General features: G+C 65.0%; 25 protein-coding genes and 2 tRNA genes. 12 read left to right on the forward strand and 15 right to left on the reverse strand.

What is annotated here, in order from left to right; translation table 11 throughout:
* Nucleotide 1: 1 nt before the first annotated feature.
* From KR49_RS10130 to rplC, 3 genes are read right to left on the reverse strand one after another with little or no spacing between them, the layout of a single operon-like run.
* A complete protein-coding gene (locus tag KR49_RS10130) occupies nt 2–304 on the reverse strand; it encodes a 50S ribosomal protein L23 (RefSeq protein WP_043694916.1) in 303 nt (100 codons plus the stop codon).
* Nucleotides 297–932 (reverse strand): 50S ribosomal protein L4, encoded by a 636-nt coding sequence (gene rplD / locus KR49_RS10135; protein WP_043694919.1) that lies wholly within the window; start codon nt 930–932, stop codon nt 297–299. Before rplD ends, KR49_RS10130 begins: the two co-directional genes overlap by 8 nt.
* The gene (rplC, locus tag KR49_RS10140) at nt 932–1,591 is read right to left on the reverse strand and encodes a 50S ribosomal protein L3 (RefSeq protein ID WP_043694922.1); all 660 of its coding nucleotides are present in this window, start codon (nt 1,589–1,591) and stop codon (nt 932–934) included. Before rplC ends, rplD begins: the two co-directional genes overlap by 1 nt.
* A gap of 391 nt (nt 1,592–1,982) precedes the next feature.
* On the opposite strand from rplC, the gene KR49_RS10145 reads away from it, so the two are divergent.
* The 6 genes from KR49_RS10145 to recA all read left to right on the forward strand — a co-directional run bounded on the left by KR49_RS10145 (nt 1,983) and on the right by recA (nt 7,273).
* Nucleotides 1,983–2,444, forward strand: coding sequence for an NAD(P)H-quinone oxidoreductase subunit N (locus tag KR49_RS10145; protein ID WP_043694925.1), 462 nt, complete (start codon nt 1,983–1,985; stop codon nt 2,442–2,444).
* On the forward strand, nt 2,411–3,457 hold the full coding sequence (locus tag KR49_RS10150) for an LdpA C-terminal domain-containing domain (RefSeq protein WP_043694929.1): 1,047 nt from the start codon (nt 2,411–2,413) through the stop codon (nt 3,455–3,457). Before KR49_RS10145 ends, KR49_RS10150 begins: the two co-directional genes overlap by 34 nt.
* A gap of 22 nt (nt 3,458–3,479) precedes the next feature.
* On the forward strand, nt 3,480–5,108 hold the full coding sequence (locus KR49_RS10155; RefSeq protein WP_043694932.1) for an AAA family ATPase: 1,629 nt from the start codon (nt 3,480–3,482) through the stop codon (nt 5,106–5,108).
* 113 nt (nt 5,109–5,221) lie between these two features.
* A tRNA-Gln gene (locus KR49_RS10160) sits at nt 5,222–5,293 on the forward strand.
* A 10-nt stretch (nt 5,294–5,303) separates the two neighbouring features.
* Entirely contained in the window at nt 5,304–6,053 is a 750-nt protein-coding gene (locus tag KR49_RS10165; RefSeq protein ID WP_043694935.1) for an HAD family hydrolase, read from the forward strand.
* An 86-nt stretch (nt 6,054–6,139) separates the two neighbouring features.
* Nucleotides 6,140–7,273: a recombinase RecA gene (gene recA, locus KR49_RS10170; protein ID WP_043694940.1), complete on the forward strand. Its 1,134-nt coding sequence runs from the start codon at nt 6,140–6,142 to the stop codon at nt 7,271–7,273.
* 18 nt (nt 7,274–7,291) lie between these two features.
* On the opposite strand, the gene KR49_RS10175 is transcribed toward recA, so the two are convergent.
* From KR49_RS10175 to KR49_RS10185, 3 genes are all read right to left on the reverse strand, one after another.
* Nucleotides 7,292–7,648 (reverse strand): DUF1815 family protein, encoded by a 357-nt coding sequence (locus KR49_RS10175; RefSeq protein WP_043694942.1) that lies wholly within the window; start codon nt 7,646–7,648, stop codon nt 7,292–7,294.
* Between the two features lie 80 nt (nt 7,649–7,728).
* The gene (locus tag KR49_RS10180) at nt 7,729–7,977 is read right to left on the reverse strand and encodes a DUF2839 domain-containing protein (RefSeq protein WP_043694945.1); all 249 of its coding nucleotides are present in this window, start codon (nt 7,975–7,977) and stop codon (nt 7,729–7,731) included.
* Between the two features lie 54 nt (nt 7,978–8,031).
* Nucleotides 8,032–9,477, reverse strand: coding sequence for a helicase (locus KR49_RS10185; RefSeq protein WP_043694948.1), 1,446 nt, complete (start codon nt 9,475–9,477; stop codon nt 8,032–8,034).
* An 83-nt stretch (nt 9,478–9,560) separates the two neighbouring features.
* Here KR49_RS10185 and KR49_RS10190 point away from each other — a divergent pair, with 83 nt between their 5' ends.
* Complete coding sequence (locus KR49_RS10190) at nt 9,561–10,427, forward strand: prephenate/arogenate dehydrogenase (protein ID WP_043694951.1); 867 nt, start codon at nt 9,561–9,563, stop codon at nt 10,425–10,427.
* Here KR49_RS10190 and crtD read toward each other — a convergent pair.
* A complete protein-coding gene (crtD, locus tag KR49_RS10195; protein WP_043694954.1) occupies nt 10,417–11,919 on the reverse strand; it encodes a C-3',4' desaturase CrtD in 1,503 nt (500 codons plus the stop codon). The two genes, KR49_RS10190 and crtD, sit on opposite strands and share 11 nt — an antisense overlap.
* 50 nt (nt 11,920–11,969) lie before the next feature.
* On the opposite strand from crtD, the gene KR49_RS10200 reads away from it, so the two are divergent.
* Complete coding sequence (locus tag KR49_RS10200) at nt 11,970–12,860, forward strand: fructosamine kinase family protein (RefSeq protein ID WP_043694957.1); 891 nt, start codon at nt 11,970–11,972, stop codon at nt 12,858–12,860.
* A gap of 5 nt (nt 12,861–12,865) precedes the next feature.
* On the opposite strand, the gene KR49_RS10205 is transcribed toward KR49_RS10200, so the two are convergent.
* Nucleotides 12,866–13,261, reverse strand: a complete 396-nt coding sequence (locus KR49_RS10205; RefSeq protein ID WP_043697308.1) for a CAAD domain-containing protein — start codon at nt 13,259–13,261, stop codon at nt 12,866–12,868.
* Nucleotides 13,262–13,325: 64 nt separating this feature from the next.
* Between KR49_RS10205 and KR49_RS10210 the strand changes: the two genes are divergently transcribed.
* Both KR49_RS10210 and moeB read left to right on the forward strand, forming a co-directional pair.
* Nucleotides 13,326–13,775 carry a M67 family metallopeptidase gene (locus KR49_RS10210; protein ID WP_253912748.1) on the forward strand — a complete coding sequence of 150 codons (450 nt, stop codon included), beginning with the start codon at nt 13,326–13,328 and terminating at the stop codon, nt 13,773–13,775.
* A complete protein-coding gene (gene moeB / locus KR49_RS10215) occupies nt 13,772–14,917 on the forward strand; it encodes a molybdopterin-synthase adenylyltransferase MoeB (protein WP_043694960.1) in 1,146 nt (381 codons plus the stop codon). The genes KR49_RS10210 and moeB overlap by 4 nt, the downstream gene beginning before the upstream one ends.
* Before the next feature lie 6 nt (nt 14,918–14,923).
* Here the strand turns inward: moeB and KR49_RS10220 are convergent, their stop codons facing one another.
* Nucleotides 14,924–16,072 carry a cob(I)yrinic acid a,c-diamide adenosyltransferase gene (locus tag KR49_RS10220; RefSeq protein WP_043694963.1) on the reverse strand — a complete coding sequence of 383 codons (1,149 nt, stop codon included), beginning with the start codon at nt 16,070–16,072 and terminating at the stop codon, nt 14,924–14,926.
* A gap of 53 nt (nt 16,073–16,125) precedes the next feature.
* On the opposite strand from KR49_RS10220, the gene larE reads away from it, so the two are divergent.
* Nucleotides 16,126–16,965, forward strand: a complete 840-nt coding sequence (gene larE / locus KR49_RS10225; RefSeq protein WP_043697313.1) for an ATP-dependent sacrificial sulfur transferase LarE — start codon at nt 16,126–16,128, stop codon at nt 16,963–16,965.
* Here larE and speD read toward each other — a convergent pair.
* Together speD and recF are read right to left on the reverse strand one after the other, a co-directional pair.
* Complete coding sequence (speD, locus tag KR49_RS10230) at nt 16,955–17,410, reverse strand: adenosylmethionine decarboxylase (protein ID WP_043694966.1); 456 nt, start codon at nt 17,408–17,410, stop codon at nt 16,955–16,957. The two genes, larE and speD, sit on opposite strands and share 11 nt — an antisense overlap.
* Nucleotides 17,411–17,440: 30 nt before the next feature.
* Nucleotides 17,441–18,538 carry a DNA replication/repair protein RecF gene (recF, locus tag KR49_RS10235; protein ID WP_253912871.1) on the reverse strand — a complete coding sequence of 366 codons (1,098 nt, stop codon included), beginning with the start codon at nt 18,536–18,538 and terminating at the stop codon, nt 17,441–17,443.
* Nucleotides 18,539–18,643: 105 nt separating this feature from the next.
* On the opposite strand from recF, the gene KR49_RS10240 reads away from it, so the two are divergent.
* Nucleotides 18,644–18,717: transfer RNA gene (locus KR49_RS10240), tRNA-Arg, on the forward strand.
* 8 nt (nt 18,718–18,725) lie between these two features.
* Here KR49_RS10240 and KR49_RS10245 read toward each other — a convergent pair.
* The 4 genes from KR49_RS10245 to KR49_RS10260 are packed head-to-tail and all read right to left on the reverse strand — an operon-like array spanning nt 18,726 to nt 24,885.
* Nucleotides 18,726–19,193, reverse strand: a complete 468-nt coding sequence (locus tag KR49_RS10245) for a hypothetical protein (RefSeq protein ID WP_043694969.1) — start codon at nt 19,191–19,193, stop codon at nt 18,726–18,728.
* A gap of 6 nt (nt 19,194–19,199) precedes the next feature.
* Nucleotides 19,200–22,229 (reverse strand): phosphoenolpyruvate carboxylase, encoded by a 3,030-nt coding sequence (gene ppc, locus KR49_RS10250; RefSeq protein ID WP_173402144.1) that lies wholly within the window; start codon nt 22,227–22,229, stop codon nt 19,200–19,202.
* Nucleotides 22,226–23,368 carry a glutamate--cysteine ligase gene (gene gshA / locus KR49_RS10255; protein WP_043694973.1) on the reverse strand — a complete coding sequence of 381 codons (1,143 nt, stop codon included), beginning with the start codon at nt 23,366–23,368 and terminating at the stop codon, nt 22,226–22,228. Before gshA ends, ppc begins: the two co-directional genes overlap by 4 nt.
* Nucleotides 23,365–24,885, reverse strand: a complete 1,521-nt coding sequence (locus KR49_RS10260) for an anthranilate synthase component I family protein (RefSeq protein ID WP_043694977.1) — start codon at nt 24,883–24,885, stop codon at nt 23,365–23,367. Before KR49_RS10260 ends, gshA begins: the two co-directional genes overlap by 4 nt.
* Between the last annotated feature and the right edge of the window lie 25 nt (nt 24,886–24,910).

Below are 24,910 nucleotides of genomic sequence, written 5' to 3' on the forward strand. Positions count from 1 at the left end.
CTCAGGACTCAGGGAAGAGTTGGATCGAGTTGCCCTCCGCCAGGCGCACCACGGCTTTCTTCACCTGGGAACGCTTCCCGGCGAAGCGACCCATCCGACGGCTCCGCCGGGGAGGGTTCATGGTGCTGATGCCGGTGACCTTCACATCGAAGAGCTGCTCGACGGCAGCCTTGATGTCGGGCTTCGCGGCGCGGTGGTCCACCTCGAAGGTGTACTGGTTGAACTCGAGGGCACGGGTCGCCTTCTCGGTGATCAGCGGCCGGCGGATGACATCCGCCAGGCGGCCCTGGAAACGCTCAGTCATCGCCGTAGACCTCCTGGATGGTTGCGAGAGCGTCCTCACCCAGCACCAGTGCGTTGGCGTGGAGCAGATCGAAGACGTTGAGCTGGTCCGCGGCGATCAGCTTCACCTTCTCGAGGTTGCGCACCGAGCGTCGGACCACATCGGCCGGCGTGGTCAGCACGATCAGCACCTTGGCGTCAGCTGCGATGCCGAGACGGGAGAGGGCGTCGATGATCTCTTTGGTCTTGGGGGCCTCCAGAGAAGCTCCGAAGTCCTTGACCACCGTCATGTCCTCGATGCGGGACATCAGCGCGGTCCGCAGGGCCAGGCGACGTTCCTTGCGGTTCATCGCCAGGTTGTAGGTGCGCGGCTTCGGTCCGAAGATGATGCCGCCACCAGGACGCAGAGGGGTGCGGATCGAGCCCTGTCGTGCCCGACCTGTTCCTTTCTGCTTGTAAGGCTTACGGCCACCACCACGCACCTCTGAGCGGGTGAGGGTGCTGGCGGTGCCCTGGCGGAGATGGGCCTGCTGTCGCAGCACAGCCCGATGCATCAGATCGACGGCGGTGGTCTCCTTGGCCACCTTCAGGTCCAGGGTCGCCTTTCCGGCTTCCTTGCCCTGCCAGTCGCGAACGACACAATCAGCCATCACTTCTTACCTCCGTTGGCGGGCTTGGCACCCACCCGCACCGCGGGTCGGATGTTGAGCAGAGCGCCGGGTTTGCCCGGTACGGAGCCCTTGACCACCAGCAGATTGCGGTCGCTGTCCACCTTGAGGATGGTGAGGCCGCGGGTGGTGATCTTCTTGCCGCCGTAGCGACCGGCCATCTTCTTGCCCGGATAGATGCGTCCTGGCGTGGTTCCGGGTCCGATGGAACCCGGTTCCCGATGGTTCTTGGAACCGTGGGTCATCGGGCCGCGGCTGAAACCGTGGCGCTTCTGAAAACCGGAGAAACCGCGACCGATCGTGTCACCGCTGACATCCACCTTCTGGCCAGCTTCGAAATCGCTGACCGTGATGGATCCACCCAGCTCCAGGCCGTCAACGGCATCCACGCGGTATTCGCGCAGATGACGAAGCAGGTCGTCGCCGGATTTGCTGAGATGACCCTTGGAGGGCTTGTTGATCAGCTTCTCGCGGGTTTCGCCGAAGCCGATCTGCACCGCGGCATAGCCGTCGGTGTCATCGCTCTTGAGTTGTGTGATGCGGCAGGGACCGGCCTCGATCAAGGTGACGGGGACCGCTCTGCCCTGCTCGTCGAAGAACTGGGACATACCCAGCTTCTTCCCGAGAATGCCGATGGACATGGGAGGGAAAAAACGCCAGCGGGAACAGCCACCGCCCGGCGAACCGGTCGGGGCTTGACGTGCTGATCAACGTGACGCAGTCGTGGTTCGGATCGCGCAGCACTCCGGGGAATGCGTGGATCCGAATGGAGCTAGCGATCGGTTTCAGCGAGGCTGGGACTTGTCGATCCGCCAAAGCGGGTGGGCAGTTTCCCGGCGGTCCTCACGCAATGTGGGTGACCGCACTGGCCTGGAGATCCGGCGCTATCGCCGAATCCGTTCCGCGTCCTGGAGGCCCGGCTAGCGGACGGGCACAGAAATGCAGAACAAACAAAAAACATACATCACTGCCCTTCTGCCTTCCCTGAACTCTCCCCCTCCTGCCAGACTCCCCCTCAGACATCGACCAGCCATGCCCCTGCTTCTCACCGGTCGGGGATTTCGCCGTGACCTCGAAGCCAGCGGATGTCTTGCGGTTCACGCCCCTCTCGAGGGTGGTGCCGAAACCCGCCTGCTCCGTCGTCTGCGCGGCGCCGGCTACCGAACCCGCCTCTCCTCGGCACGGGGTCTAGGGGATCCGGAGGTTTTCCTGACTCAGAAGCACGGCATCCGTCCTCCTCATCTCGGCCATCACAGCGTCGGCCGCGGTGCCGCCGTCGGCGAGGTTCAGGAGGTGGTGCCTCAGCTGGGTGATCTGCTTGACGGTGATGCACAGGTCGCTCTCTGGCTGCTGGAGGGCCAGGTGCTCTCCCGTTCGGAGCTGCTGTCTCTCTGTGATCTCTGCCGCCGCGAGCCGCGACTGCGCATCGTGGTGGAGATGGGAGGAGCCAGGAGTCTGCGATGGCAGCCGATGCGCGAGCTTCTCGGCAGCTGAGTCCCGAGCGGGCCCTGGCCGAGGGCCGCTGGGTCAAGCTCATCTGCGGAGCCAGCAATCAGGATCTGCCGGCCATCGCCGATCTCTGCGCGATCTACGGTCTCGCGGGGGTGCACTGCATTGATGTCGCCGCTGATCCAGCGGTGGTCAGGGCGGCTCGTCAGGGTCTCGATTGGCTTCAGGGGCGGTCGGCCAACAGTCCCTGGCTGATGGTCAGCCTCAGCGATGGGTCCGATGCCCACTTCCGCAAGGCCTGGTTCGATCCGCGGCGCTGTCCGGAGGATTGCAGCCGTCCCTGCCAGAGGGTCTGCCCCGCGGAAGCGATCTCAAGCTCCGGGGGCATCGCGGCCGGGCGTTGCTACGGCTGCGGCCGTTGTCTGCCGGCCTGTCCGCTGGGGCTGATCGAGGAGCATGACCATCGGATCGGCCTCGAAGCGATGGTGGATCTGTTGAAGGAGATCCGCCCGGATGCCGTGGAGGTGCACACAGCACCAGGCCGGGGAGAGGCCTTCTCCGTTCTGCTCTCGCGTCTCTCCGCGGCCGGGGTTTCTCTGCGGCGCCTGGCGGTGAGCTGCGGGCTGGAGGGTCACGGTCTCACCCCGGAGGATCTCAGCCGTGAGCTCTGGCAGCGCCACGCCGCTCTCCGGCGTCATCGGTTTCTGCCCCTTTGGCAGCTTGATGGCCGTCCGATGAGTGGTGATGTCGGTGCGGGGACTGCGCGTGCTGCCGTCCAGCTCTGGCGCCAGATGATTCCGATCGCTCCTCCGGGGCCCCTCCAGCTCGCTGGGGGAACCAATGCCGCAACCCTCGGACATCTCGGGATCCAAGAGCGTCCGGCAGGAATCGCATTCGGCGGAATGGCCCGCAGTCAGCTGTTGCCCCTGCTGCAGGCGGCCCGTGACCGTGGAGAGCCGCTGCGCGAGTGGCCTGAGGGGCGACGCCTCGCCCTGGATCAGGCTGAAGCCCTGGTGCAGCCCTGGATCCGCCGCCCGGCCGGCGAGCGATCCTGCTAGAAGGCGGTCATGATCCACCGCCATGACCACTCAGCGGATCACTGACGACCTGGACCGGTTGCTTGAACGTCTGCCGGACGATGTCCGCGAGGCCCTGCAGTCGCCTGAACGCCGGGAACAGCTGCTGGAGGTGGTGCTGGATCTCGGGCGGGTTCCGGAAGCCCGCTATCCCGGTCGTGCCCTGGCGCTCGGCGAAGCCTGTCTCACCAAAGACGACCTGCAGGCGATGGTGGCCAGGCTGGGTCGTTTCGGTGCCGACAACAGGGCCGGGATCGAACGCACACTCCATCGCATCAGCGCCATTCGCAACCGTCAGGGAGAGGTGGTCGGCCTCACCTGCCGTGTCGGTCGCGCCGTCTATGGAACGGTGGGGATGGTCCGTGACCTGCTCGACAGTGCCCAGTCCCTTCTGCTGATGGGCCGGCCGGGTGTGGGCAAGACCACCGCTCTCAGGGAGATCGCCAGGGTGCTGGCTGATGACCTGCAGAGGCGTGTCGTCGTCATCGACACCAGCAACGAAATCGCCGGTGACGGCGACATTCCCCACCCCGCCATCGGCCGGGCCCGCCGCATGCAGGTGACGCGTCCGGAACATCAGCACCAGGTGATGATCGAGGCTGTCGAGAACCACATGCCCGAGGTCATCGTCATCGATGAGATTGGAACGGAGCTTGAGGCACAGGCGGCCCGAACGATCGCTGAACGGGGTGTGATGCTCGTGGCCACCGCCCATGGCAATGCCCTCGCCAATCTGATCAAGAACCCCACCCTCAGCGATCTGGTGGGTGGGATTCAGTCGGTGACCCTCGGTGATGACGAGGCCCGCCGACGCCGCAGTCAGAAGACGGTGCTGGAGCGGGCGGCCGAGCCCACCTTCCCGGTTGCGGTGGAGATGCACAGCCGCCACCGCTGGTCGGTGCACACCGATGTGGCGGCCACAGTCGATCAGTTGCTCCGGGGGCAGCAGCCCCGCGTTCAGATGCGGGAGCTCGCCTCTGACGGCTCCCTGCGACTGGTCGACGAGCCGGAGGAGAACCGCCCACATCGGCGTCCGGCGCTGGCGGCGGTCCCGATGCCGAACCCGGAGTTGCGGTCTGTCCCAGGGCCCCTGATGGCAAGCGATGCGTCCGAGGTGGACAACGGTCCTGTCGCCACTGAGGACCTCCAGGTGATCTGCTGTGGCATCACGTCCCGACTGGTGGATGAGGCGAGCCGACGCCATCGCTGGCCTGTGCGGGTGGTTGAGGACCTCGCGGAAGCCGATGTCGTGCTCAGCATCCGTCAGGGCCTCGGGCGACAGCCCAGCCTGCGGCGCCAGGCCCGGGACCTGAGGGTGCCGATTCTGGTGATCAAATCCGACAGCCTTCCTCAGGTGGAGAGGGCTCTGGAACGGCTGCTCCTGCGCCGGGATGTGCCGCAGGAGCCCGAGGCGGTCACGCCACCTGGCGGACAGGATGATGAGCTGGCAGGTCTCGAGGAGTGCCGGCTCGCTGTGGAGCAGGTGGTGATGCCGGAGGGGCGCCCGGTGGAACTGCTGCCGCGCAGCGAACGGGTGCGCCGCATGCAGGCGGATCTCGTCAGTCGCTACAGGCTGCGCAGCGATGTGTTCGGTCAGGCTGACCATTGCCGGCTTCGGGTGTTTCCCCCCTGAAGACACCTCCGACGTGTGTCGTGACCAGCGGCAAGGATTGACGAAGGTGAGCCTGTTATGTGTAACTATTGGGAAGCCGGAGCGGCGTCCGTATGCGGAATCGCCCGGATCGTTGGGCCGTCGCCAAGTGGTAAGGCAGCGGGTTTTGGTCTCGCCATTCCTAGGTTCGAATCCTAGCGGCCCAGTTTTTCCGTCATGACGGACAGACCTCTCCTCGTCTTCGATTTCGACGGAGTCATCGTCGACGGAATGCAGGAGTACTGGTGGAGCGCCTGTCGCGCCTGCCGGCTGCTTCCCGGCGGACCGTCCGAGTCGCCGACCCCAGAGGTGCCTCAGCGATTCCGCCAGCTGCGGCCATGGGTTCATCACGGCTGGGAGATGGTTCTTCAGGCTGCGGAAGTGGAGGTCCTCGACCCCGCTGCCTGGATCGCGGACTACCCCGGAGAGCGTGAGAAGGCGCTGCGGCGAAGGGGCTGGAGCGTGCCCCAGCTGCAGGACGCTTTGGATCGTGCGCGGGCAGATGCCGTCACCCGCGATCGCTCCGGCTGGCTGGCTCTCCACAGACCCTTTCCAGGTGTGGTGGAGCGGTTGCGGGCTCTGGTGGACGAGGGAGCGGACTGGGCGGTGCTGACGACCAAGAGCGAGACGTTCACAGCCGAACTTCTGGATGATCTGGGACTGCACCCATGGCGTCTGTACGGCCGGGAGGCGGGCGCGAAGCCGGAGGTTCTCCTGCGACTCCAGCGAGAGCGCCCTCTGCGAGCCTTCCTGGAGGATCGTCGTGCCACCCTCGAGACCGTTCGTGCCACCCCCGGCCTGGAGCAGCTCGTCTGTCTGCTGGTGAGCTGGGGCTATCTCAGGCCATCCGACAGCACTGGGCTTCCCGATGGCATTCAGCTGCTGCAGCCGGAAGATCTGGCGGCTCCCTTGGCGCAGTGGCCCTGATCCGTTAGCGTACGCTTGTACTACTTGAGACGATTCCGCGCTTCCGTGGCATTGGATCTCTCGTTCCTTAGCTTCAGGTCGTTTCCATGCCTGCAGAGATGAAATCCTCCGCCTCCGATGCCCGTTCTCCGGAGGGCCGTCCCGGTGAGCGCGACAAGGCGCTGAACCTGGTGCTCGGTCAGATCGAGCGCAACTTCGGCAAGGGGTCGATCATGCGTCTCGGCGACGCCTCCCGCATGCGGGTGGAAACCATTTCCACGGGTGCGCTCACTCTCGATCTTGCGCTCGGTGGCGGTTATCCCAAGGGTCGTGTCGTCGAGATCTACGGGCCTGAAAGTTCCGGTAAGACCACGCTCACCCTGCACGCCATCGCCGAGGTCCAGAAGCGCGGTGGTGTGGCGGCCTTCGTGGATGCTGAGCACGCTCTTGATCCGGTTTATGCCGCTTCCCTCGGGGTGGATATCGAGAACCTGCTCGTCTCCCAGCCCGACACCGGCGAGATGGCTCTGGAGATCGTCGATCAGCTGGTGCGTTCCGCGGCCGTCGACATCGTTGTGGTCGATTCGGTCGCCGCTCTCACTCCACGGGCTGAGATCGAGGGCGAGATGGGAGATCTGGCCGTTGGCAGCCAGGCCCGTCTGATGAGTCAGGCCATGCGGAAGATCACCGGCAACATCGGCAAGTCCGGCTGCACGGTGATCTTCCTGAACCAGCTGCGCCTGAAGATCGGCGTCACCTACGGCAACCCCGAGACCACCACGGGCGGCAATGCGCTGAAGTTCTATGCCTCGGTGCGACTCGATATCCGCCGCATTCAGACCCTCAAGCGGGGCACGGAGGAGTACGGCATCCGCGCCAAGGTCAAAGTGGCCAAGAACAAGGTGGCACCTCCTTTCCGCATCGCCGAGTTCGACATCCTGTTCGGCCGCGGCATCAGCACGCTGGGCTGTCTGCTCGACCTTGCGGAGGAAACCGGTGTGGTCGTGCGCAAAGGTGCCTGGTACAGCTACGAAGGCGACAACATCGGCCAAGGCCGCGATAACACCATCACCTGGCTCGAGCAGAACCCTGAAACCACGATCACCGTGGAGCAACTGGTGCGTCAAAAACTGACGGAGGGGTCGGAGGTGACGGCCAATTCCATGCGCCCGATCGCTGCGGCAGCCCGCACCGGAGTGGACCGCAAGGCTGACGCGAAGGACGCCGAGGCTGCGGCCTGAATCGTCGGGGTCCGACGATCAGAGCGGTTCGGCGGTGGTCATCGGGCTGCTGCCGGCCCTGCTTCCATGCCCCTGGTGGAGAAGATTGCTCATGCGCTGAAGCTCTTGAATCGCTTCAGCGCCTTCGAGTTTCACCAGCTCGCGACCGTTGCGCGATTCCACCCAGCTGATCCCGAAGTCAGAGACCAGAAACCGCACCATGTGGCCATCCCCAAGGTCCGCCACAAAGGATGCTCCGTGGCCATCCCTGCCATCGCCGCAGGAGTAGCAGGTGGCTGTGATTCCGTAGTCCTTCAGTCCGTTGGCCAGGGCCTGCAGGCTCATGACCAGATCCTGAACAACGGAGCGATAGTGCTCAGCGAGACGCGGAAACATACCCAGACTTATCTGAGACGACGCTAAAGGTTTTCTTCAGAATTGTGGGTTCCGATCAGGGGTGGCTGACGCAGAGCCGTTCAGGGCATGTCCGCAAGGCTCCACCAGCCCGCGGCGGGACCGATGAAGCGCACGGTGATCCAGAACAGCACCATGGCTCCGATCCCGATCCAGGCACCGCGCGTGGTGACGGCCACGAAGCTTCGGGTCTGGTTCTGGGTCAGCGGCAGCCACGGGACGATCCTGGGAGAGGTGTCGGGGCTCTGTCGCGTTGATTTCGGTTCTCGGGGCGGCAGTCCCTGGGCCGCGCGCCGGCGGGCTTCTCCCATGCGGTGTTCGATGTCCTCTGTTCAACCTAAGGATGGTCTGACGGGCTGTGCCACTCAGTCCGGCAGCAGCCGTTGAAGAGGGGTCCAGGGTTCGAGGCAACGCAGAACCTGCTCTCCCCAGGTACGGCCGCGCAGTCGTCCGTCCAGCACCGCCAGGCGGCCACCGCCGCGTCGCAGCGGAGCGATGGCCGGAGGGATCAGGCGCAGAGCCTCTGGAAGCAGCAGGGTGCGGAACCAGTCACCGCCCTGTTGTTTCATGCGTTCCACCCGTGCCGCCGTCAGCGGACAGCGGAGGCTGGCGATCGGCAGCAGCGCCACGATCAGCTGATCGGGTTCAGGCAGCTGGTCGCGGTGCTCCAGCCACCAGGACCAGCGGGCACTGATCACACCGTTGGTTTCCGGGGCGGTCGTCTCCTCCATCACCCGGCTGCCGAATTCACCGGCCAGACCACTGGTGAGCCAGCGCCTCAGATCAGCGTCATCGAGCAGAACCACGCTGAGGCCCGATCGCCCCAGAATCAATCGGCGGCTCTGTTCCAGTAGATGCTGGGCATAGATCTCCGTGTTCGGCAGCGGTTGACGGCGTGGTGCGTACACCGGCAGAGGCTCCATCAGCTCCGCATCCCGCAGCGTGGCGGTCACATCAGGCTGAACATCAGCAGCGTCCAGCTCGGATTCCAGTCGATCCGTCGAGCCGGCTTCACTGAGCATCAGCACCGGTCGCTCCCGCAGCAGGCCATCCAGCAGCTGCAGCGGTTCCAGCGGCTCCAGACACCACCGCCACTGCAGCTGACCGTGATCCAACTCCGCCCAGCTGGCCCAGCGGCCTTGCTCGATCGCCAGCAAGGAGGGCCAGGGCGCCGGCGAAGCACCGATCGTCCGCAGAAGGTCGGTCAGCGCCAGGGTGTCGCTGGCATGCAGGCGGACCCGTGCATCAGCCCCTGCGGCCTGGCGGAACAGTCGGCTGCTGAGACGGTTGTGCCACTCGAGCAGTGCGCTGTCTGCAGCGGGATGGCTCCGCCGCAGGCTTTCCCAGTCCCCAACCCCGATGTGGATGGCCATGCTGTTGCGGAGCCGGTCGCTGAGACGGTCCACCTGAGGCAGCAGCAGCTGACGCGTTCCCAGCCTGTTGTTCTGATAGGCGCGCACCAGTCCTGCTTCATCCAGAAGCCAGAGCTGGTCCCCATCAGGGGCATCGTCTCCCTCCCAGCAGGGCAGGCGGAAGCCCTGATCTTTCAGACGCGGTAACTCGATCTCCAGCAGCCGCCTGCGCTGTTGGTGATCGATCACCAGCACGGCGTCGTGGGATCCGAGACACAGAGGAACGAGGAGGCCGAGCCACCAGCGTTGGTCAGTGCCTGAGGAGAGCCGCAGCAGCGTGGTATCCCGCCGGCGCAGGCTGCGGCCCACCAACCGACTGAGGGTCAGGTGGTGAGGCCAGTCCGATTCCTCGCGGCGCAGCAGCGTCTTGAGTTGTTGGTGAGCCTGAGCTTCCAGCATCTGGGAACCCTACGCAGGGTTTCCATCCGCCACGGCGCATTGCAATCCATCGATCAACATGACCGCAGGACAGGGACGGGTTGATGGCGGCACAGGCGGGTGTGGTCGGTCTGGGTCTGATCGGCGGATCGCTCGGCCTCGATCTGCAGAGTCGCGGCTGGCGGGTGCAGGGTCTGGTGCATCGTCAGGCGACGGCTGAGCGTGCTCTGGCCCGCGGGCTGGTGTCGGCGGTGAGCACGGATCCTGCCTGCCTGAGCGGCTGTGATCTGGTGATCCTGGCGCTGCCGATTCCTCTGCTGCTGAACCCGGATCCCGCCCTGCTGGAGGCTCTGCCGCGGGATGCCGTGATCACCGACGTCGGATCTGTCAAGAAGCCTGTGCTCGAGGCCTGGAACGGCCGGCATCCACGCTTCGTGGCCAGTCATCCGATGGCAGGGACCGCGGCAGCCGGGGTCGAGGCCGGCCTGGCCGGTCTGTTCCAAGGCAGACCCTGGATCGCGACGCCTGATGCTCAGACCGATCCCGCTGCGCTGGCGGTGGTCGAAGCGGTCGCCCGAGATCTCGGCTGCCACTGGCTGACCTCCGGTGCCGCTCAGCATGATCAGGCGGTCGCTCTCATCTCCCATCTGCCCGTGCTGGTCAGTGCGGCTCTGCTGCGGGCTGTAGGGGAGGAACGGGACCCGGAGATCCGACAGCTCGCGATCGCCCTGGCGTCCAGTGGATTTGCCGACACCAGCCGCGTCGGCGGTGGAAACCCGGATCTCGGCGTGGCGATGGCGTCCAGCAACCGGGAGGCGGTTCTGAAGGGACTGGCCGCCTATCGATGGAGCCTTGAGCAACTGGAAGAGGCTGTGCTCCGGGACAACTGGCCGCAGCTGCGACAGGAACTCGAGCGCACCCAGGCCCTCAGGCCGGAGTTTCTCCGAACGGCTCCCGAGGTCAATCCCTGATGATCAGGCGCTTTCCGCGTTCTGCCAGCAGCTGACGGCTGGCATTCAGGGCCGAGAGGCTCACTCCGGCCGTTCCTTCCCCCGGATGCAAGCTGTCTCCGCAGAGCCAGAGCCCCTGCATCGGAGTGCGTCCCGCCAGACCGAACGGTCCGAAGCGGCTTGGGTGCTGCCCCAGTCCCCCGACCATGCCGCGCGGACGGCCTGTCCAGCCGGCGAAGCCTCGTGGTGTGGCCAGCTCGGCATGCAGCCACACGTCCGGCCGGAGATGGAGCGAGCGTTCCAGTTCGCCGCGGATGCTCTGCAGCGCCTCCTGCTTTCGCTGCTGATAGGCGGGTTCAGCCAGACGACACCAGTCGGCGGTCGGGGTGAACACACTGGCGATCACCGTGGCCTCTCCTTCGGGGGCACGTCCATCCCCCGCTCGGCTCACCGAGACGAAGAGTGAACCCGGATGCTCGCTACCCCGTTGCAGATGTCCCGGGCAGGAGTCCGGCAACGCCTCGCGCCGGACGGCGCCGTAGAACACCAGTGCACCACTCGGCTCTGGCAGGTCGTTCAGACGTCTTTCGTAACCGGTTGGCCACTGATCGCTCGGAATCAGATCCGGCAGGCACTGGGGCGGCAGGCTGCAGATCACGTCCTGTGCTTCCAGCCGCAACGTTCTCTGCTGCGGAGCTGTGACCGTCACCTGCCAGCCTCCATCGTGTCGCTGCAGGCCCGTGACGCGATGGCGGAGCAGAAGCCTGCCGCCGTCGCGGACGAGCGCCTCCTCCAGGTGATGGCTGAGCACCTGCATCGATCCCCGCAGGTGGAAAAGCCCCAGAGGCGCCTGCGCCATCTGCAGCACCGTCGCTCCGTAAAGCACGGCGGTCCGGTCCGCCGGCTCCTGGGAGTAAAGCTTCAACTGCAGATCCAGAAACCGCCGCAGCCGCTGATCCTCGCCGCATCCGCAGAGCACCAGCAGGTCGGCGATCGTCATGCCTGTGAACAGGCCGGAGGCGAGCGTGGCAGGTCGGAGGGCTGCCAGGAGCTGACCCAGGTCCCAGAGGCTGCGGGGTGTCACCACAGGATCCCGGCCGGCGAAGGCCCAATTGCTGCGGTGAAGCGTGTTGCAGACAGCCCAGAAGCGTTCGCTCCCGGGGAAGTGCTGCTGACGCTCCAGCCGCCAGCGCTCCGGGTCATGCCAGAGATGGATCGGCGGACTGCCGTCGGCGAGATCGACCACGCACCCGGGATCGAGGATGTCAGCCTCCGGCAGCGGCAGGTTCAGATGTCGGAACAGACGGGCATGACTCCCCCCGGGTTCCAGCCCGGCCACCTGGGTGGCGCCGACATCGAAGGTCCATGGTCCACGCCGGAACGTTCCGGCACAGCCTCCGGTCTGGTGATGGGCTTCCAGCAGGGTCACCGGCACGCCCTCATGGGCCAGCAGGCACGCCGCCGTCAGGCCGGCGATGCCTCCACCGATGACGATCACTCCGTCTGGGGCCAAGGTGCGGAAGCGATCCGATCCATGCTGGCAAGCATTGGCTTCGGTCGGGGATGAACGAGCAGCTGCTGCAGGGCCTGGTCTCCCCCGGGGGGGCGCTGGCAGGAGCCACGATCGAGGCCGTGACACCCGTCGGGGGCGGCTGCATCCACCAGGCCAGCCGCCTTCAGCTTGCCGATGGACGCCGTCTCTTCGCCAAGAGCGGCCCCGCTGACGCGCTCGTTCTGTTCGAGGTCGAGGCCGAGGCACTCGCCGCTCTGCACGACCATGCCGATGAGGCGCTGTTGCTGGTGCCACGGCCTTTGGCGGTGTCGTCCATCTCCGGTGGCGCTGTTCTGCTGATGCCGTGGATGGATCTGGAGGGATCCGATCAGCAGACGCTCGGTCGCGGTCTCGCGCTGCTTCATCAGCATTCCGGTCGTGTCTCCCCCGGACGCTTCGGCTGGGATCGCGACGGCTTCATCGGTGCCGGGCCCCAGCCCGGAGGCTGGCGAGAGCGCTGGGGAGCGTGCTTCGTCGACCTTCGGTTACGCCCCCAGCTGGCCCTGCTCGGGGATTGCGGATGTCCACCCGACCAACTGAACAGGGTTCTCAGTGAGCTGGAAGCACGGCTGGATGACCACGGGGCAGAGCCTGCTCTGGTGCATGGCGATCTCTGGGGCGGAAATGCCGGGGTTCTCTCCGACGGTCGTGGGGCGATCTTTGACCCCGCGGCCTGGTGGGCCGACAGGGAAGTCGACCTGGCGATGACCAGCCTGTTCGGCGGGTTTTCAAGGCAGTTTCGGGAGGCCTACCGGACGGTTCTGCCTCCCCGCCCAGGGGAAGCAGACCGGGTGGCGATCTACAACCTGTATCACCTGCTGAACCACGCGAATCTGTTCGGTGGGTCCTATGTCAGTCAGGCGAGAGCCAGCCTGCAGGGACTGATCCGCTGGATGCTCTGAGCTGATCAGCCCAGGTATTCCTGACGGAGGGACTGGATGCGCTGAACCAGGGCATTGCGCTTGTCACTGGTGGTGAGGTTCTTCCAGCTCCACTGTCCGACCACCACGAGGCCGAGCAGCTCCAGCAGACCGGGAACGATCGGCAGCAGATTGATCGTGTCGAGGATTCCCTTGATCAGGATCTGAGCAACGATGACGGCCGCGAAGATTCCGGCGATCTTGCCGATCCGACCCATCTGGTTCCAATCCACCTTGTCAAGGGTTTCATTCACCTTGCCGATCACTTCGCTGTAGCGCTCAGCGAAGGAGGTGGTGTCCTCCGGGGATGCCGATGCGGCAGCGTCCACAACCGGAGTCTCGCCAGTGACGGCATCCTTCAGATCGGAGACGGCGTTACTCATGGGATTGGCGGAATCCGCAACAACGTCAGCAGAGCGTATCGGTGAGTTCCCGATCTCGCCATCCATGCTGGGCTTCGATCATCGATGCCTCACGATTCTCCGTCGGTCGCTGTCCGCCGCAGAACCTGATGAGGGGTGTGCGTTGTTGATCGGAAGCTGTTCACAACGCGGTTTCTGGCGTCTGGAACAGGTCTGGCCCTGCTGCAATGTCTGGCTGCCGCGATCCGCTCGAGATCAGCGCTTCACCCTGGATCCGCGGGAGCAGCTGGCGGCGCAGCGCTGGGCCAGGCAACACCGTCAGCAGGTGCTGGGGGTGGCCCATTCCCATCCCAGGGGTTCGGCGGAACCTTCCCCCCGTGATCGGCACTGGGGCATCCCGGGGTCTCTCGTGCTGATCCTCTCGGGGGATGGCGATCTGAAGGGTTGGTGGCTGGCTGCCGATCGCCGCGTGCGGGAGGTTCCGATCGAGGTCTGGGACACTCGTTGCGGTGATCGGCTCCCCGAAGTGCCATGACCACTCCTCAAGAGCATCCGGCGCTGTCTGCGGACGAGAAGCAGCGCTACGCAAGGCATCTGATCCTGCCGGAGGTCGGCAGGACCGGGCAGGAACGGTTGAAGGGCGCGTCGGTGCTGTGCGTCGGCAGCGGCGGCCTTGGATCACCGCTTCTGCTGTACCTGGCGGCAGCGGGAATCGGCACGATCGGCATCGTCGATGGCGATGTGGTGGAGGTTTCAAACCTGCAGAGGCAGGTCATTCACGGCAGTGCCTGGGTCGGTCGGTCCAAGGCCCGCTCGGCGGCTCATCGCATCGCTGATCTCAATTCCCACTGCCGGGTCGAGGTCCACGACGTCATGCTCACCATCGACAACGCCCTGGAGCTGATCCGTCCGTATGACGTCGTCTGCGATGGCACGGACAACTTTCCCTCCCGGTATCTGATCAATGACGCCTGCGTGCTGCTGGGCAAGCCGCTGGTCTACGGCTCCGTCCAACGCTTCGATGGCCAGGTCAGTGTGTTCAACCGTGGGCCGGGGCGTCCTGACTATCGGGACCTGCTGCCGGAGCCGCCGCCTGCCGGTGAGGTGCCGTCCTGTGCGGAGGCCGGCGTCATGGGAGTGCTGCCCGGACTGGTGGGGCTGATTCAGGCGACCGAGACGATCAAGTTGATCACGGGCATCGGGGATCCGCTCGATGGTCGTTTGCTGGTGGTGGATGGATTGTCGATGCGTTTCCGGGAGCTGCGCCTGGAGAGGGATCCGGACCGGCCGGCGGTCCAGGGCCTGATTGACTACAGCCAGTTCTGCCGCGGCGAGGTTGCCCCCATGGACAGCATCAGCGTCACCGCGCTCAAGGAGCTGCTTGATTCCGGCGCCGAGGATGTGGTGCTGATCGATGTCCGCAATCAGTCCGAAGCCGATGTTGCGGTCATCGCCGGCAGCCATCTGATTCCTCTCGCCACGATTCGCAGCGGTGAAGCCATGGAGCAGGTGCGTTCGCTCGCAGCGGGCTGCCGCGTTTTCGTGCACTGCAAGCTTGGTGGGCGCTCCGCGCAGGCCGTGGAGGTTCTGTCGCAGCAGGGAATTCCTGCGAGCAACGTCGAGGGCGGCATCGATGCCTGGGCCCAGCAGGTGGATCCCACCATGGCCCGGTACTGACCCGACTCAGTAGTCGACACCGCGCTTCAGATCAACTCCCTGCTCGGCGTAGTGCTTGTGGCACACCATCTCGGAGTGGACACTGGCCAGATCGAAGTAGGCAGGCGGGTTCTTGCATCGTCCTGTGATGATCACCTCCGTTTCGGCCGGTTTGCGCAGCAGGGTTTGCACGATCGGCTCAACAGGCAGCAGTTCCAGATCCACGGTGGGATTCAGTTCGTCGAGGATGACGGTCTTGTAGAGACCGCTGGAGATGGCGGCCCGAGCGATCTCCCAGGCCCGCTCCGCTTCGACGTAGTCGATCGGCTCCTGCTGGCCGCGCCAGACGATGGCGTCCCGTCCGGATCGCAGATGATCCACCAGATGCGGATAGCTTTCGCGCAGGGCGGCGATAGCGGCGTCTTCGGTGTATCCGGTGCCGCCCTTCAGCCACTGAAGGATCAGAACCCGGTGGCTCTTGTCCTGGCTGATGCCGCGTCCGATCGCCTGAAGGGCCTTGCCAAGGGCGCTGGTGGATTTCCCCTTCCCTTCGCCTGTGTAGATCTCGATGCCGCTGCTCATGTTCAGCGGGATCACCCGATCGTCCTCCATCCCGGGGCGACGGTGGGCCCGCATCTCGGAGTGCAGGTCCGCACCACGGATCAGCGGTGCGGGTGCAGCCCGTCCTGTGACGATCACCTCCATGCCGCTGGGACGCTTGCTGAGGGTTCTCACGACGTCCTCGATGTCGAGCAGTCCCAGGTCCAGGACAGGATTCAGTTCATCGAGGACCACGACGGAATAGAGCGCGCTGGCGATCGCCCCCTTGGCGATCACCCAGCCGCGTTCCGCTTCGTCCCGGTCGAAGCGCGTGGCCTCTTCCGCCGTGAAGTGATCGGCGCGCCCGGTGCGCAGATGATCGATCAGATGGGGGAAACCCTGCTGCAGAGCTTCGATGGCGGCGTCTTCGTCGTAGGCACGCCCGGGACCCTTCAGAAACCGAAGCAACAGAACGCGGGTCCGTCGCTGCTCACAGATCCCGAGTCCGATGGTCCGCAGCACCACACCGAGGGCGGCCTGACTCTTGCCCTTTCCCTCACCGTCGTAGATGTGCAGCTGACCATGGCTGCGTTCACGGCTGTCGGCGGCGGTGACGATCCCGATGCTTCGGGGCATGGAGTCGGCTCTTACGGTTGGAGCCTACCGAGATCGACCGGGTTGAGAAGCTGATGTTCCGTCTGCAGGAGCCGTTACCGACCCGAGAGGCCGACCTGCTGGAGCAGCTGCGCGCCTGGATGGCGCCATCACCCGGGCTCTGTGTGGCTTATTCCGGCGGTGTCGACAGCACGCTGGTGGCTGCCATCGCCCACGAGCAGCTGGGCGAGCGGGCCTTTGCCGTCACCGGGGTGTCGCCGGCACTGGCCCCCCATCTGCTGGAGGAGGCACGGTTGCAGGCCGGCTGGATCGGGATCCGGCATCGGGAGTGTGCGACCCAGGAGCTGGACGACCCGGCTTACAGCAGCAATCCGATGGATCGCTGCTTCGCCTGCAAACGGGAACTGCACAGCCATCTGCAGCCGATTGCGGCGGCGGCGGGCTCTGCCCAGGTGGTGGACGGGGTGAACCTCGATGACCTGGGAGACCATCGCCCCGGAATCAGGGCCGCTCAGGAAGCGGGGGTGCGTTCTCCCTTGGCGGAGCTGGGGATCGATAAGGCAGCCATCCGTTGTCTGTCGCACGCGCTTGGATTCCCCTGGTGGGACAAGCCAGCTCAGCCCTGCCTCGCCTCCCGATTCCCCTATGGAGAGAGCATCACCGGCGAGCGCTTGCGTCGGGTGGGTTATGCAGAAGCATGGTTGATCAGGAACGGGTTTCCCCGCGTGCGGGTCCGCAGTCAGGGACTGGCGGCACGGATTGAAGTGCCCAGGGACCGTCTTCAGGATCTGCTGAGGCTGGCTGATAAAGCGAGCCTCGTGCCGACGCTGCTGAACCTGGGATTCACCTCGGTGAGCCTGGATCTTGAGGGGTTGGTGAGCGGCAAGCTCAACAGGGTTCCCGTCAGCGGTTGAGCCCGATGGGAGTCCTCAGATCCGTCGCCACAGCGGATGGCGTCTCTCGCAGGAAGCTCTTGAGCGCATGGCTGCCGGCCTGCAATTTCTCGCGAAGCACCTGGCAGGCCCGGTCGGGCATGGTGTGGTCACCACAGGTGAAGACATCGACGGCGGCGTAGCCGGTCTCCGGCCAGGTGTGGATGGAGATATGGGATTCAGCCAGGAGGGCAAGGCCCGTCACACCCTGGGGCTCGAATCGATGGGTGATGAGATTGAGAAGGGTTGCACCAGCACGTTTCGCTGCGGTTGTGATGGTGGTTCTCAGGAATGCTTCATCGTCGAGCCGACTCTTGTCGCAGTCGTAAAGCTCGAGAATGCAATGTTTGCCGACCATGTCGGTGGGTTGGCCATTGGTGTCGGTCCATCCCGGGTTGGGATGCAGGTCAGACAGGGTCTGCTCCATCAGGCGGAATTCAGAAAAGAGTCGCCAAGACTATCCGATGTGAACCGCGCTGTTCAGGTCTTCTTCTCCGACGATCTGAGCCTGCTGACGCCAGCCTCCGTCGAAGCCGTCGAGGTGCGTGGCGCTGATCAGGCACTGGTGATGGCAGCCGACCGCCTCCAGCAGAAGGCGCTGACGCTGGGGATCGAGTTCCGCCAGGACGTCATCCAGCAGCAGAAGCGGGGGTTCCCCGCACAGATCGGTGACCAGCTCAAGCTCCGCCAGTTTGAGGGCCAGCACAAGCGATCGCTGCTGTCCTGCTGAGCCGAAGCGACGAGCGGGGCTGTCGCCGAGCAGCAGCGCGACTTCATCGCGGTGGGGGCCGACCCGGCAGCTGCCCAGCCGCTCCTCCTCCTCCCGCTGCTGCCGGAGTTGCTCCTCGATCGACAGGCGCCAGGGTTCCTCCGCTTCCTCCTCGTCCAGTCGGCTGCCGGGCTGGTAACTGAGATGCAGTTGTTCGCTGCCGGCACTGAGATGGCTCTGCCAGCGACAGGCGATCGGTTCCAGACGCCGCAGGGCCCGCAGCCTGCGCCGGTGAATGCGGGTGCTCACCAGCGCCATCTGAATGTCGAAGGCATCCAGTAGTGCCTCCAGTCCTGTCCTGTCGCGGTTGCTGCGTTGGCGCCAGAGCTGGCTCCGCTGCCGCAGCAGACGGCCGTAACGGCTGATCAGCTCCGCATAAACGGGTTCGAGCTGCAGCACGACCCGATCCAGCCACTGCCGTCGCAGGGCCGGTTCACCCCGCACCAGATCGAGATCCAGCGCACTGAATCCGATGCAGCGCATGGGGCCGATCAGATCCAGCTGCCGGTCGAGCACTTTGCCGTTGCGGCGGGCCAGGCGTCCTCCGCTGCGCCGCAGTTCCAGCTCCAAGCGATCACCGTCTCCCACCTCCGCCCGCAGCACTCCTCTCGAGGCGTTCCACTGGATCAGGTCACGGTCACTGCTGCAGCGATGGGAGCGCAGGCTCCCGAGCAGTTCGACCGCCTCCAGAAGATTGGACTTCCCGATGCCGTTCGGGCCGATCACCAGCAGCCGCGGCTGGTTCAGCTCCAGCTGCAGCGCCGTGTGGTTCCGGAACCCCTGCAGATGGAGCTTGTGGAGCCGGATGGGTCCGGGAGCGGTCTGTGGGTAAGGTACCTGGAATGGAGCGGCCTCCGGGTCGTTCTCCTGCTGCGGCTCAGGCCGTTCAGTGGGCATGTAGCTCAGCTGGATAGAGCATCAGATTCCGGTTCTGAGGGTCGGGGGTTCGAATCCCTCCATGCTCGTGTTCATATCAGGTCTGAGGTGATTGAAGCCTCAGGCCCATGGCTCGGATTCCACTCGGGTCGATCACAAAACCGCACGACTGAAGCGACTCGATCGCCATCGACGAGGCGGACACCGAAAGGCTGCATCCAGGCAGATCCCTGCGGAGGATGTGCAGGGCTCGGTGCACCAGCACGGTCAGCAACACCCCCTGGTCCGGGCCAGGCCGCGCCGAGAGATTCCAGAGGTTGGCGTTGAGGGCGAGATCGCTTGTGGCCCGCACGAAGCCGACAAGCTCACCGCTGGATTCCTCGAGAATGCTCAGATGCCAGAGGCTGCGGGCGAGAGCCTGCGGCCAGAGAGCTTCGGCATGGGTGCTCTCCTGGCAGGAGGCCAGCAGCTGGTTGATCGCAGCAGCAGAGGGAGGCTCAACAGTTTCCAGCCGGTATCCGGTCGGAAGCTGGGGGGTTGAGGACTGCTGGAAGAACGGAAGCAAGGAGACTCAGCCTGTGTTGCGCATGCCGGCGGCGATGCCGTTGAGGGTCAGCAGAGCACCGCGGAGCAGCTCACTGCGGCTGTAGGTGCGCCGGTCCTCCGGCACTCCAGGTGCCTCGCTGATGGGTGGTTGACGGTTCTGATCGCGGAGGCGCTTCAGCAGGGCCACCTGCAGGAAGCCGAGGGGCACGATCGTGCGGTTGCGAAGGTCGACGGACAGCTGCAACGCCTGATCGGCTCCGAGCAGGCGTTGCTGCCCTGTGATCTCCAGCACCAGCCTCAGTGTGAGGGCGTATTCATCCGCGATCGACTGGAAGATCGCTTCGAAGGCCTCCCTCTGCTCCGGATTGCCCAGGCTGGTCATGTAGTGATGAGCAAGGTCCAGATCCACCTTGGAGAGGGTCATCTCCACCTTGGAGACCAGCATCCGGAAGAAGGGCCAGCGCTGATGCAGGCGACGCAGCAAATCGAGCTGCTCAGCATCGGAATCCACCTCGGCGGCGAGAGCCGTTCCCACGCCGTACCAGCTGGGCAGCAGGAACCGGCTCTGGGTCCAGCCGAAGACCCAGGGGATGGCTCGCAGGCTGGAGAGATCGCGCGCTCCGCTCTTACGGCGGGCCGGGCGGCTGGAGATCTGAAGTTTGCTGATCTCCTCGATCGGAGTGACCTGCTGGAAGAAGGCGACCAGATCCGGGTTGTCATGCACCAGAGCCCGGTAATGCTCCCTGGAGCGGGTCGCGACACGGCTCATCAGCTGATTCCAGCTGGGTGTCGCATCCAGCTGGTTGGTGACCAGGCTGTTCTGCACCACAGCGGTGGTGACGGTTTCGAGGTTGTAGAGGGCCAGCTCCGGCAGGCTGTACTTGGAATTGAGCACCTCGCCCTGCTCGGTGATCTTGATCCGTCCCTGAAGCGTGCCGCTCGGTTGGGCAAGGATGGCCTGATAAGCCGGTCCACCGCCGCGACTCACCGATCCGCCACGGCCGTGGAAGAGCCGAAGGGCCACACCATGGCGACTGGCCAGCTCCTGGAGGGCGATCTGGGCCTGATGGATCTCCCAGTTGCTCGAGAGGAAGCCTGAATCCTTGTTGCTGTCGGAATAGCCGAGCATCAGTTCCTGCAGCGGCTGTCCCTGGACGCCGACCGCGGGCAGCAGTTCGCGGTATTGGCTGGTCTGAAACAGGCTCTCCATCACAGCGGGGGCCTTCTGCAGATCCTCCACCGTCTCGAACAACGGCACCACCAGAAGGGAAGCCTGCTGCGCCTGCAGATCCACCAGGCCGGTCTCCTTCGCCAGCAGCATCACCTCCAGCAGATCGGAGCCCGTGTGGCTCATCGAGATCACGTAGGAGTGGCAGATCCGTTGCCCGAACTCCTGCTGGAGGCGATGCAGCATGCGGAACACCGCGATCGTCTGGGCCGTGGGCTCCGACCACTCCACCGCGGCGGGGATCAGCGGGCGACGCGTCTGCAGTTCCTGAAGCAGCCAGGAGAACCGTTCGTTTTCCTCCATGGCGCCATAGGCCTTGGGCAGCTGGAGGTAGCGGGTCAGCTCATCGATCGCATCGCTGTGACGGGTGCTTTCCTGACGGATATCAAGGCTGGCGAGCGAGAACCCGAAGATGTGCACCTGGTGCAGAAGGGTGTCCAGGGGTTCGCAGCTCAGCTCTGTAGAGACCAGGCTGTTGCGGATCAGTTCAAGGTCGCTCCGGAACTGATCGATCGAGGTGTAGTGAAGGGCCTCATTGCCCTGTAGACCGTCCTGAGCCTGGGCAGGGCTTTCCTGCGGGGTCTGCCAGCCCGCTTCCGAGAGCTGGTTGTTGCGCACCAGCGTGAGTTCCAGGCGCTCGAGGATGTAGCTCAGCTTCAACCGGTACGGCTCCAGGCGGTAGCGGGCCGCCCGTTCCTCGTACACCTCCGGGAAGCGAAGCCGGTCCATTTCCAGCGATTCGAGCAGCTGAGGCGCCACCTGACTCCACTGCATCGAGATGCTGAGCTGATTGCGCAGCGCCTGAACCGAGCCGATGTAGAGCTCGAGCATCAGCTGGCGCTGGTAGCAAGCGGTGCGCCAGGTGATCTCCGGGGTCACCGAAGGGTTGCCGTCCCGGTCCGATCCAACCCAGGAGCCGAAGGTGCAGAACGATGCCTGGGGGAACTGCACATCCGGGTAGTGGCGGCTCAGAGCAGACGTGAGTCGTCGCCGCAGCTGAGGCATCGCCGCGAACAGCACCTGCTGGAAGTAGTGGAGGGTTGAGTCCACCTCATCCAGAACCGTCGGCTTGAACTGATGCAGCTCGTCGGTGCGCCACCACAGCCGGATCTCTTCCTCCAGCTGGCGCCGCAGATTCTCCTCGTCCTGACGGGCGATCGGCAGGTCCGACTGCAGCCGCTGCAGCAAATGGGCCACACGCCTCTGCTTGTGACGAACGGTGTGGCGAACGATCTCGGTGGGGTGAGCGGTGAACACCAGCCGAATGTCGAGTTCCTGCAGCAGGTTCTCCACCTGGCCGGGTGGGACGTTCATCCGGCGGAGCCGCTCGAACACTTCGCCGAAGGTGGCCGGATCGGTCTGGCTGGCCAGGGGTGGTGCGAAGGGATCGAAGTGATCACCCGCATCGGGTTGCTGGCTCCAGCTGGGCCTGAGGCTGTCGAGGTAGCTGTCCTCTTCGATGCGCTGCTCGAGGATGTTGATCAGCTGGAAATAGAGCGAGAAAGCCCGGGCCGCGGCGATCGCCTCGGAGAGGTCCATCGCCCGGATCAGCTCGACGACCGCTTCGCTGGTGCTCTCCCCGTCCCGACCTTCCAGGGCCACGGGATCACTGAGCTGCTTGAGACGCAGCAGTCTTTCGCTCTGCTCCGGCGGGCACTCACTGCGCAGCACGGTCTGCCAGAGGTCCTCCACCAGCTCAAGGCGGTTCTGCAGCAGGCGGCCAGCTCCTTGGCCTCCACCGCTGGCCCTGGGCTGTTCGCCGTCGGGAGCTTGGGCGGTGGACTGGGGCATCGAAGCTCCGCTGGACGGGTGACTGGCCATGATCATCCCAAAGCGGGGCTCGGTTCGTGGAGCAGCTGCTCCTGGTGCTCCATGGCATCACTGCCGGCACGCAGCAGATCAGCGATCGAGCTGCCGCGGGCATGGGCCTCACGCCAGCGCATCGCCTGATTCCCGCTCGCCAGGAGACCCTCGAGCGGCAGCAGTCGCTGGTGCAGTCCGAGCTCTTCGGCGAGGGGGGTGATGCTTTCAATCAGGTCCTGTATCCAGCGGCGGCACAGCACAGGAGCCCCATCCCTCCAGTGGTGCAGATCCGCATCGAGGCTGAGCTGCGCCGCCGCAGCATCGTTGCCATCGGCGAGCTCCGCCAGTTCATCGGGGCTCAGGCTGCTGCTCTGCAGTGGATCAAGCTGCTCGGGGTGCCTCGCCAGGCTGAGCACCCGCAGTTCCAGAAGGGTGGTGATCGCCAGCAGTTCGGCCGGATCGGTGACCAGGTCGCAGATGCGCAGTTCGAGCCGATTGAGGTCGTAGGGCCGTCGGGGGCCATTGGGGCGTACGGAGGTCCACAGGTGTCGCTCGTTGCGCATCGATCCGATGGCCAGTTGCTCTTCCACCCACTGCTTGTAGTGGTCGTGATCAAGGAACAGGGGCACCTTGCCGGGCGTGAGAGGGAACTGCTGCCAGCGCTGGGAGTGGTGATCACAGAGCTGACCTCCCAGGAACGGTGAACTCGCGCTGAGGGCCAGCAGCAGGGCGGCTTCACAGCGCACCAGCCGCAGGGCTGCGAACAACAGTTGAGGGTCAGTGAGTCCGAGATTGATGTGGATGCTGGCGGTCACCACCCGGGTGCCGTAGCTGTTCTCGATCAGAGCGTGATACGGGTTCTCCGGATCGGAGCGCTCAAAACGGCTGGGGTCCCCGAGGCTGAGGGTGCTGCCTGGGAGCAGCGTCAGTCCACGCTCGGCGAGCCAGGTGCGCAGGATCCTTCGGGGGGCGAGCAGCGCCTCCGTCAGAAGCGCGTAGTCCGCGATCGGCGCTGTTGTGTATTCCAGATTCCGCTGATCCGGCTCCGTGACGAAATCAGGAAGGTCCCGCACCACCTCAGTGGCGACACCGACGTTTTCACCGTTCGGGCGGCCGGTGAACAGTTCCACCTCGAAGCCTTTGAGCAGCAGTGAATCGCTCATGACGGGAGCGGATTCAGGCAGGCCAGCGCTGTGAGCATGCCGCGGGCTTTGTTGAGTGTCTCCTCATACTCCGCCGCGGGTTTCGAATCAGCGACCACACCAGCCCCCGCCTGCACGCTCACCCGGCAGCCGCCCTGTTCGCCGGGGCGCACAACCATCGTGCGGATCGTGATGGCGGTGTTCAGGGCGCCGGCAAGATCCACCGAGCCATAGACCCCGGAATACGGACCGCGCGCATCCGGTTCGAGATCGTTGATCAGCTGCATCGCCCGGATCTTCGGGGCCCCGCTCACGGTTCCGGCCGGGAAGGCGGCCATCAGCAGGTCCCACACATCGTGCTCAGGTGACAGGCGCCCCTCCACCTGACTGACGATGTGCATCACGTGGGAGTAGCGCTCGATCACCATCAGATCCTTGACGGTGACGCTTCCCGGTTGACAGACCCGTCCCAGGTCATTTCGGCCGAGATCCACCAGCATCACGTGTTCGGCACGTTCCTTGGGGTCTGCCAGCAGTTCCACCTCCAGTTCCCTGTCCTCCAGCGGGTTCCGTCCTCTGGGACGCGTGCCGGCGATCGGCCGCAGGCTGGCGTGGATCCCATCCGCCGCTGGTTCCGCCTGCACCATCACCTCCGGGCTGGACCCGATCAGCTGCCAGTCTCCGAAATCGAAAAAAGCCATGTAGGGAGACGGATTCACCATCCGCAGGCTCCTGTACAGCTCCAGGGGGGACTGGGGGACCGATGCCTCCAGCCTCTGACTGAGAACCAGTTGGAACACGTCCCCCGCGGCGATGTGCTCCCGTGCGGATTCCACCGCCGCTTCGAAGTCGCTCCGATTGCGATTGCTGCTCACGTCCGGCAGCACATCCGCGTTCGGGCTCCACTGGAGAGGTGCGACCGCCGGCAGGGGGGCATCCATGCGGCGTCGCAGGTCGGCGATGCGCGCCAGAGCTGACTGCCAGGCGGCCTCCACGTCGCAGCCGCCGCTGAGGTCGCCATAGGCCACCGCCGTGATCAGACGTTTGACCTGATCGAAGATCAAGATGCCGTCCATCAGCATCCAGATGCCATCCGCTGGTGCGGTGTCGTCCTGCGGATGAATCGGAACGGTGGGCTCAATCCAGTGGATCAGCTCGTAGCCCCACATGCCGTAAAGCTGTCCCAGTGGAGGCAGCCCAGGCAGATTCGCGCACCGGTACGGAGACAGGCAGTGACGCAAGCCGTCAAAGGGATTGCCCTGATGGACATCTGACGCTCCATCACGCCACCGACGGGTCAGACGGTCACCGCGGGCGGATGCTGTCCACAACGGATCGCAGGCGATCACACTCCAGCGGCCCAGTGTTTCACCACCTTCCACGGATTCGAGCAGCACTCCGGGGGGACGACCTGCTCCCACCTTGATCCAGGTGGTGAGGGGGGTCTCCAGGTCCGCTGGCCAGCTCTGGGCCAGTGGAATCAGATTGGCGCCGGAGTCTGCGGCCTTTTGAAAGGCGGCGCGATCAGGACTGAACATGAGCGCATCCTCGCAGCACCTGCCC

This window comes from Synechococcus sp. KORDI-49 (assembly GCF_000737575.1).
In the GTDB taxonomy this organism is placed as follows: domain Bacteria; phylum Cyanobacteriota; class Cyanobacteriia; order PCC-6307; family Cyanobiaceae; genus Parasynechococcus.

Excerpts from the sequence above, each read along its gene's own strand:
- KR49_RS10130 (WP_043694916.1), bottom strand. The coding sequence starts at position 304 with ATGACTGAGCGTTTCCAGGGCCGCCTGGCGGATGTCATCCGCCGGCCG.
- rplD (WP_043694919.1), bottom strand. The coding sequence starts at position 932 with ATGGCTGATTGTGTCGTTCGCGACTGGCAGGGCAAGGAAGCCGGAAAG.
- rplC (WP_043694922.1), bottom strand. The coding sequence starts at position 1,591 with ATGTCCATCGGCATTCTCGGGAAGAAGCTGGGTATGTCCCAGTTCTTC.
- KR49_RS10145 (WP_043694925.1), top strand. The coding sequence starts at position 1,983 with ATGCCCCTGCTTCTCACCGGTCGGGGATTTCGCCGTGACCTCGAAGCC.
- KR49_RS10150 (WP_043694929.1), top strand. The coding sequence starts at position 2,411 with ATGGCAGCCGATGCGCGAGCTTCTCGGCAGCTGAGTCCCGAGCGGGCC.
- KR49_RS10155 (WP_043694932.1), top strand. The coding sequence starts at position 3,480 with ATGACCACTCAGCGGATCACTGACGACCTGGACCGGTTGCTTGAACGT.
- KR49_RS10165 (WP_043694935.1), top strand. The coding sequence starts at position 5,304 with ATGACGGACAGACCTCTCCTCGTCTTCGATTTCGACGGAGTCATCGTC.
- recA (WP_043694940.1), top strand. The coding sequence starts at position 6,140 with ATGCCTGCAGAGATGAAATCCTCCGCCTCCGATGCCCGTTCTCCGGAG.
- KR49_RS10175 (WP_043694942.1), bottom strand. The coding sequence starts at position 7,648 with ATGTTTCCGCGTCTCGCTGAGCACTATCGCTCCGTTGTTCAGGATCTG.
- KR49_RS10180 (WP_043694945.1), bottom strand. The coding sequence starts at position 7,977 with ATGGGAGAAGCCCGCCGGCGCGCGGCCCAGGGACTGCCGCCCCGAGAA.
- KR49_RS10185 (WP_043694948.1), bottom strand. The coding sequence starts at position 9,477 with ATGCTGGAAGCTCAGGCTCACCAACAACTCAAGACGCTGCTGCGCCGC.
- KR49_RS10190 (WP_043694951.1), top strand. The coding sequence starts at position 9,561 with ATGGCGGCACAGGCGGGTGTGGTCGGTCTGGGTCTGATCGGCGGATCG.
- KR49_RS10200 (WP_043694957.1), top strand. The coding sequence starts at position 11,970 with ATGAACGAGCAGCTGCTGCAGGGCCTGGTCTCCCCCGGGGGGGCGCTG.
- KR49_RS10205 (WP_043697308.1), bottom strand. The coding sequence starts at position 13,261 with ATGAGTAACGCCGTCTCCGATCTGAAGGATGCCGTCACTGGCGAGACT.
- KR49_RS10210 (WP_253912748.1), top strand. The coding sequence starts at position 13,326 with ATGCTGGGCTTCGATCATCGATGCCTCACGATTCTCCGTCGGTCGCTG.
- moeB (WP_043694960.1), top strand. The coding sequence starts at position 13,772 with ATGACCACTCCTCAAGAGCATCCGGCGCTGTCTGCGGACGAGAAGCAG.
- KR49_RS10220 (WP_043694963.1), bottom strand. The coding sequence starts at position 16,072 with ATGCCCCGAAGCATCGGGATCGTCACCGCCGCCGACAGCCGTGAACGC.
- larE (WP_043697313.1), top strand. The coding sequence starts at position 16,126 with ATGTTCCGTCTGCAGGAGCCGTTACCGACCCGAGAGGCCGACCTGCTG.
- speD (WP_043694966.1), bottom strand. The coding sequence starts at position 17,410 with ATGGAGCAGACCCTGTCTGACCTGCATCCCAACCCGGGATGGACCGAC.
- ppc (WP_173402144.1), bottom strand. The coding sequence starts at position 22,229 with ATGATCATGGCCAGTCACCCGTCCAGCGGAGCTTCGATGCCCCAGTCC.
- gshA (WP_043694973.1), bottom strand. The coding sequence starts at position 23,368 with ATGAGCGATTCACTGCTGCTCAAAGGCTTCGAGGTGGAACTGTTCACC.
- KR49_RS10260 (WP_043694977.1), bottom strand. The coding sequence starts at position 24,885 with ATGTTCAGTCCTGATCGCGCCGCCTTTCAAAAGGCCGCAGACTCCGGC.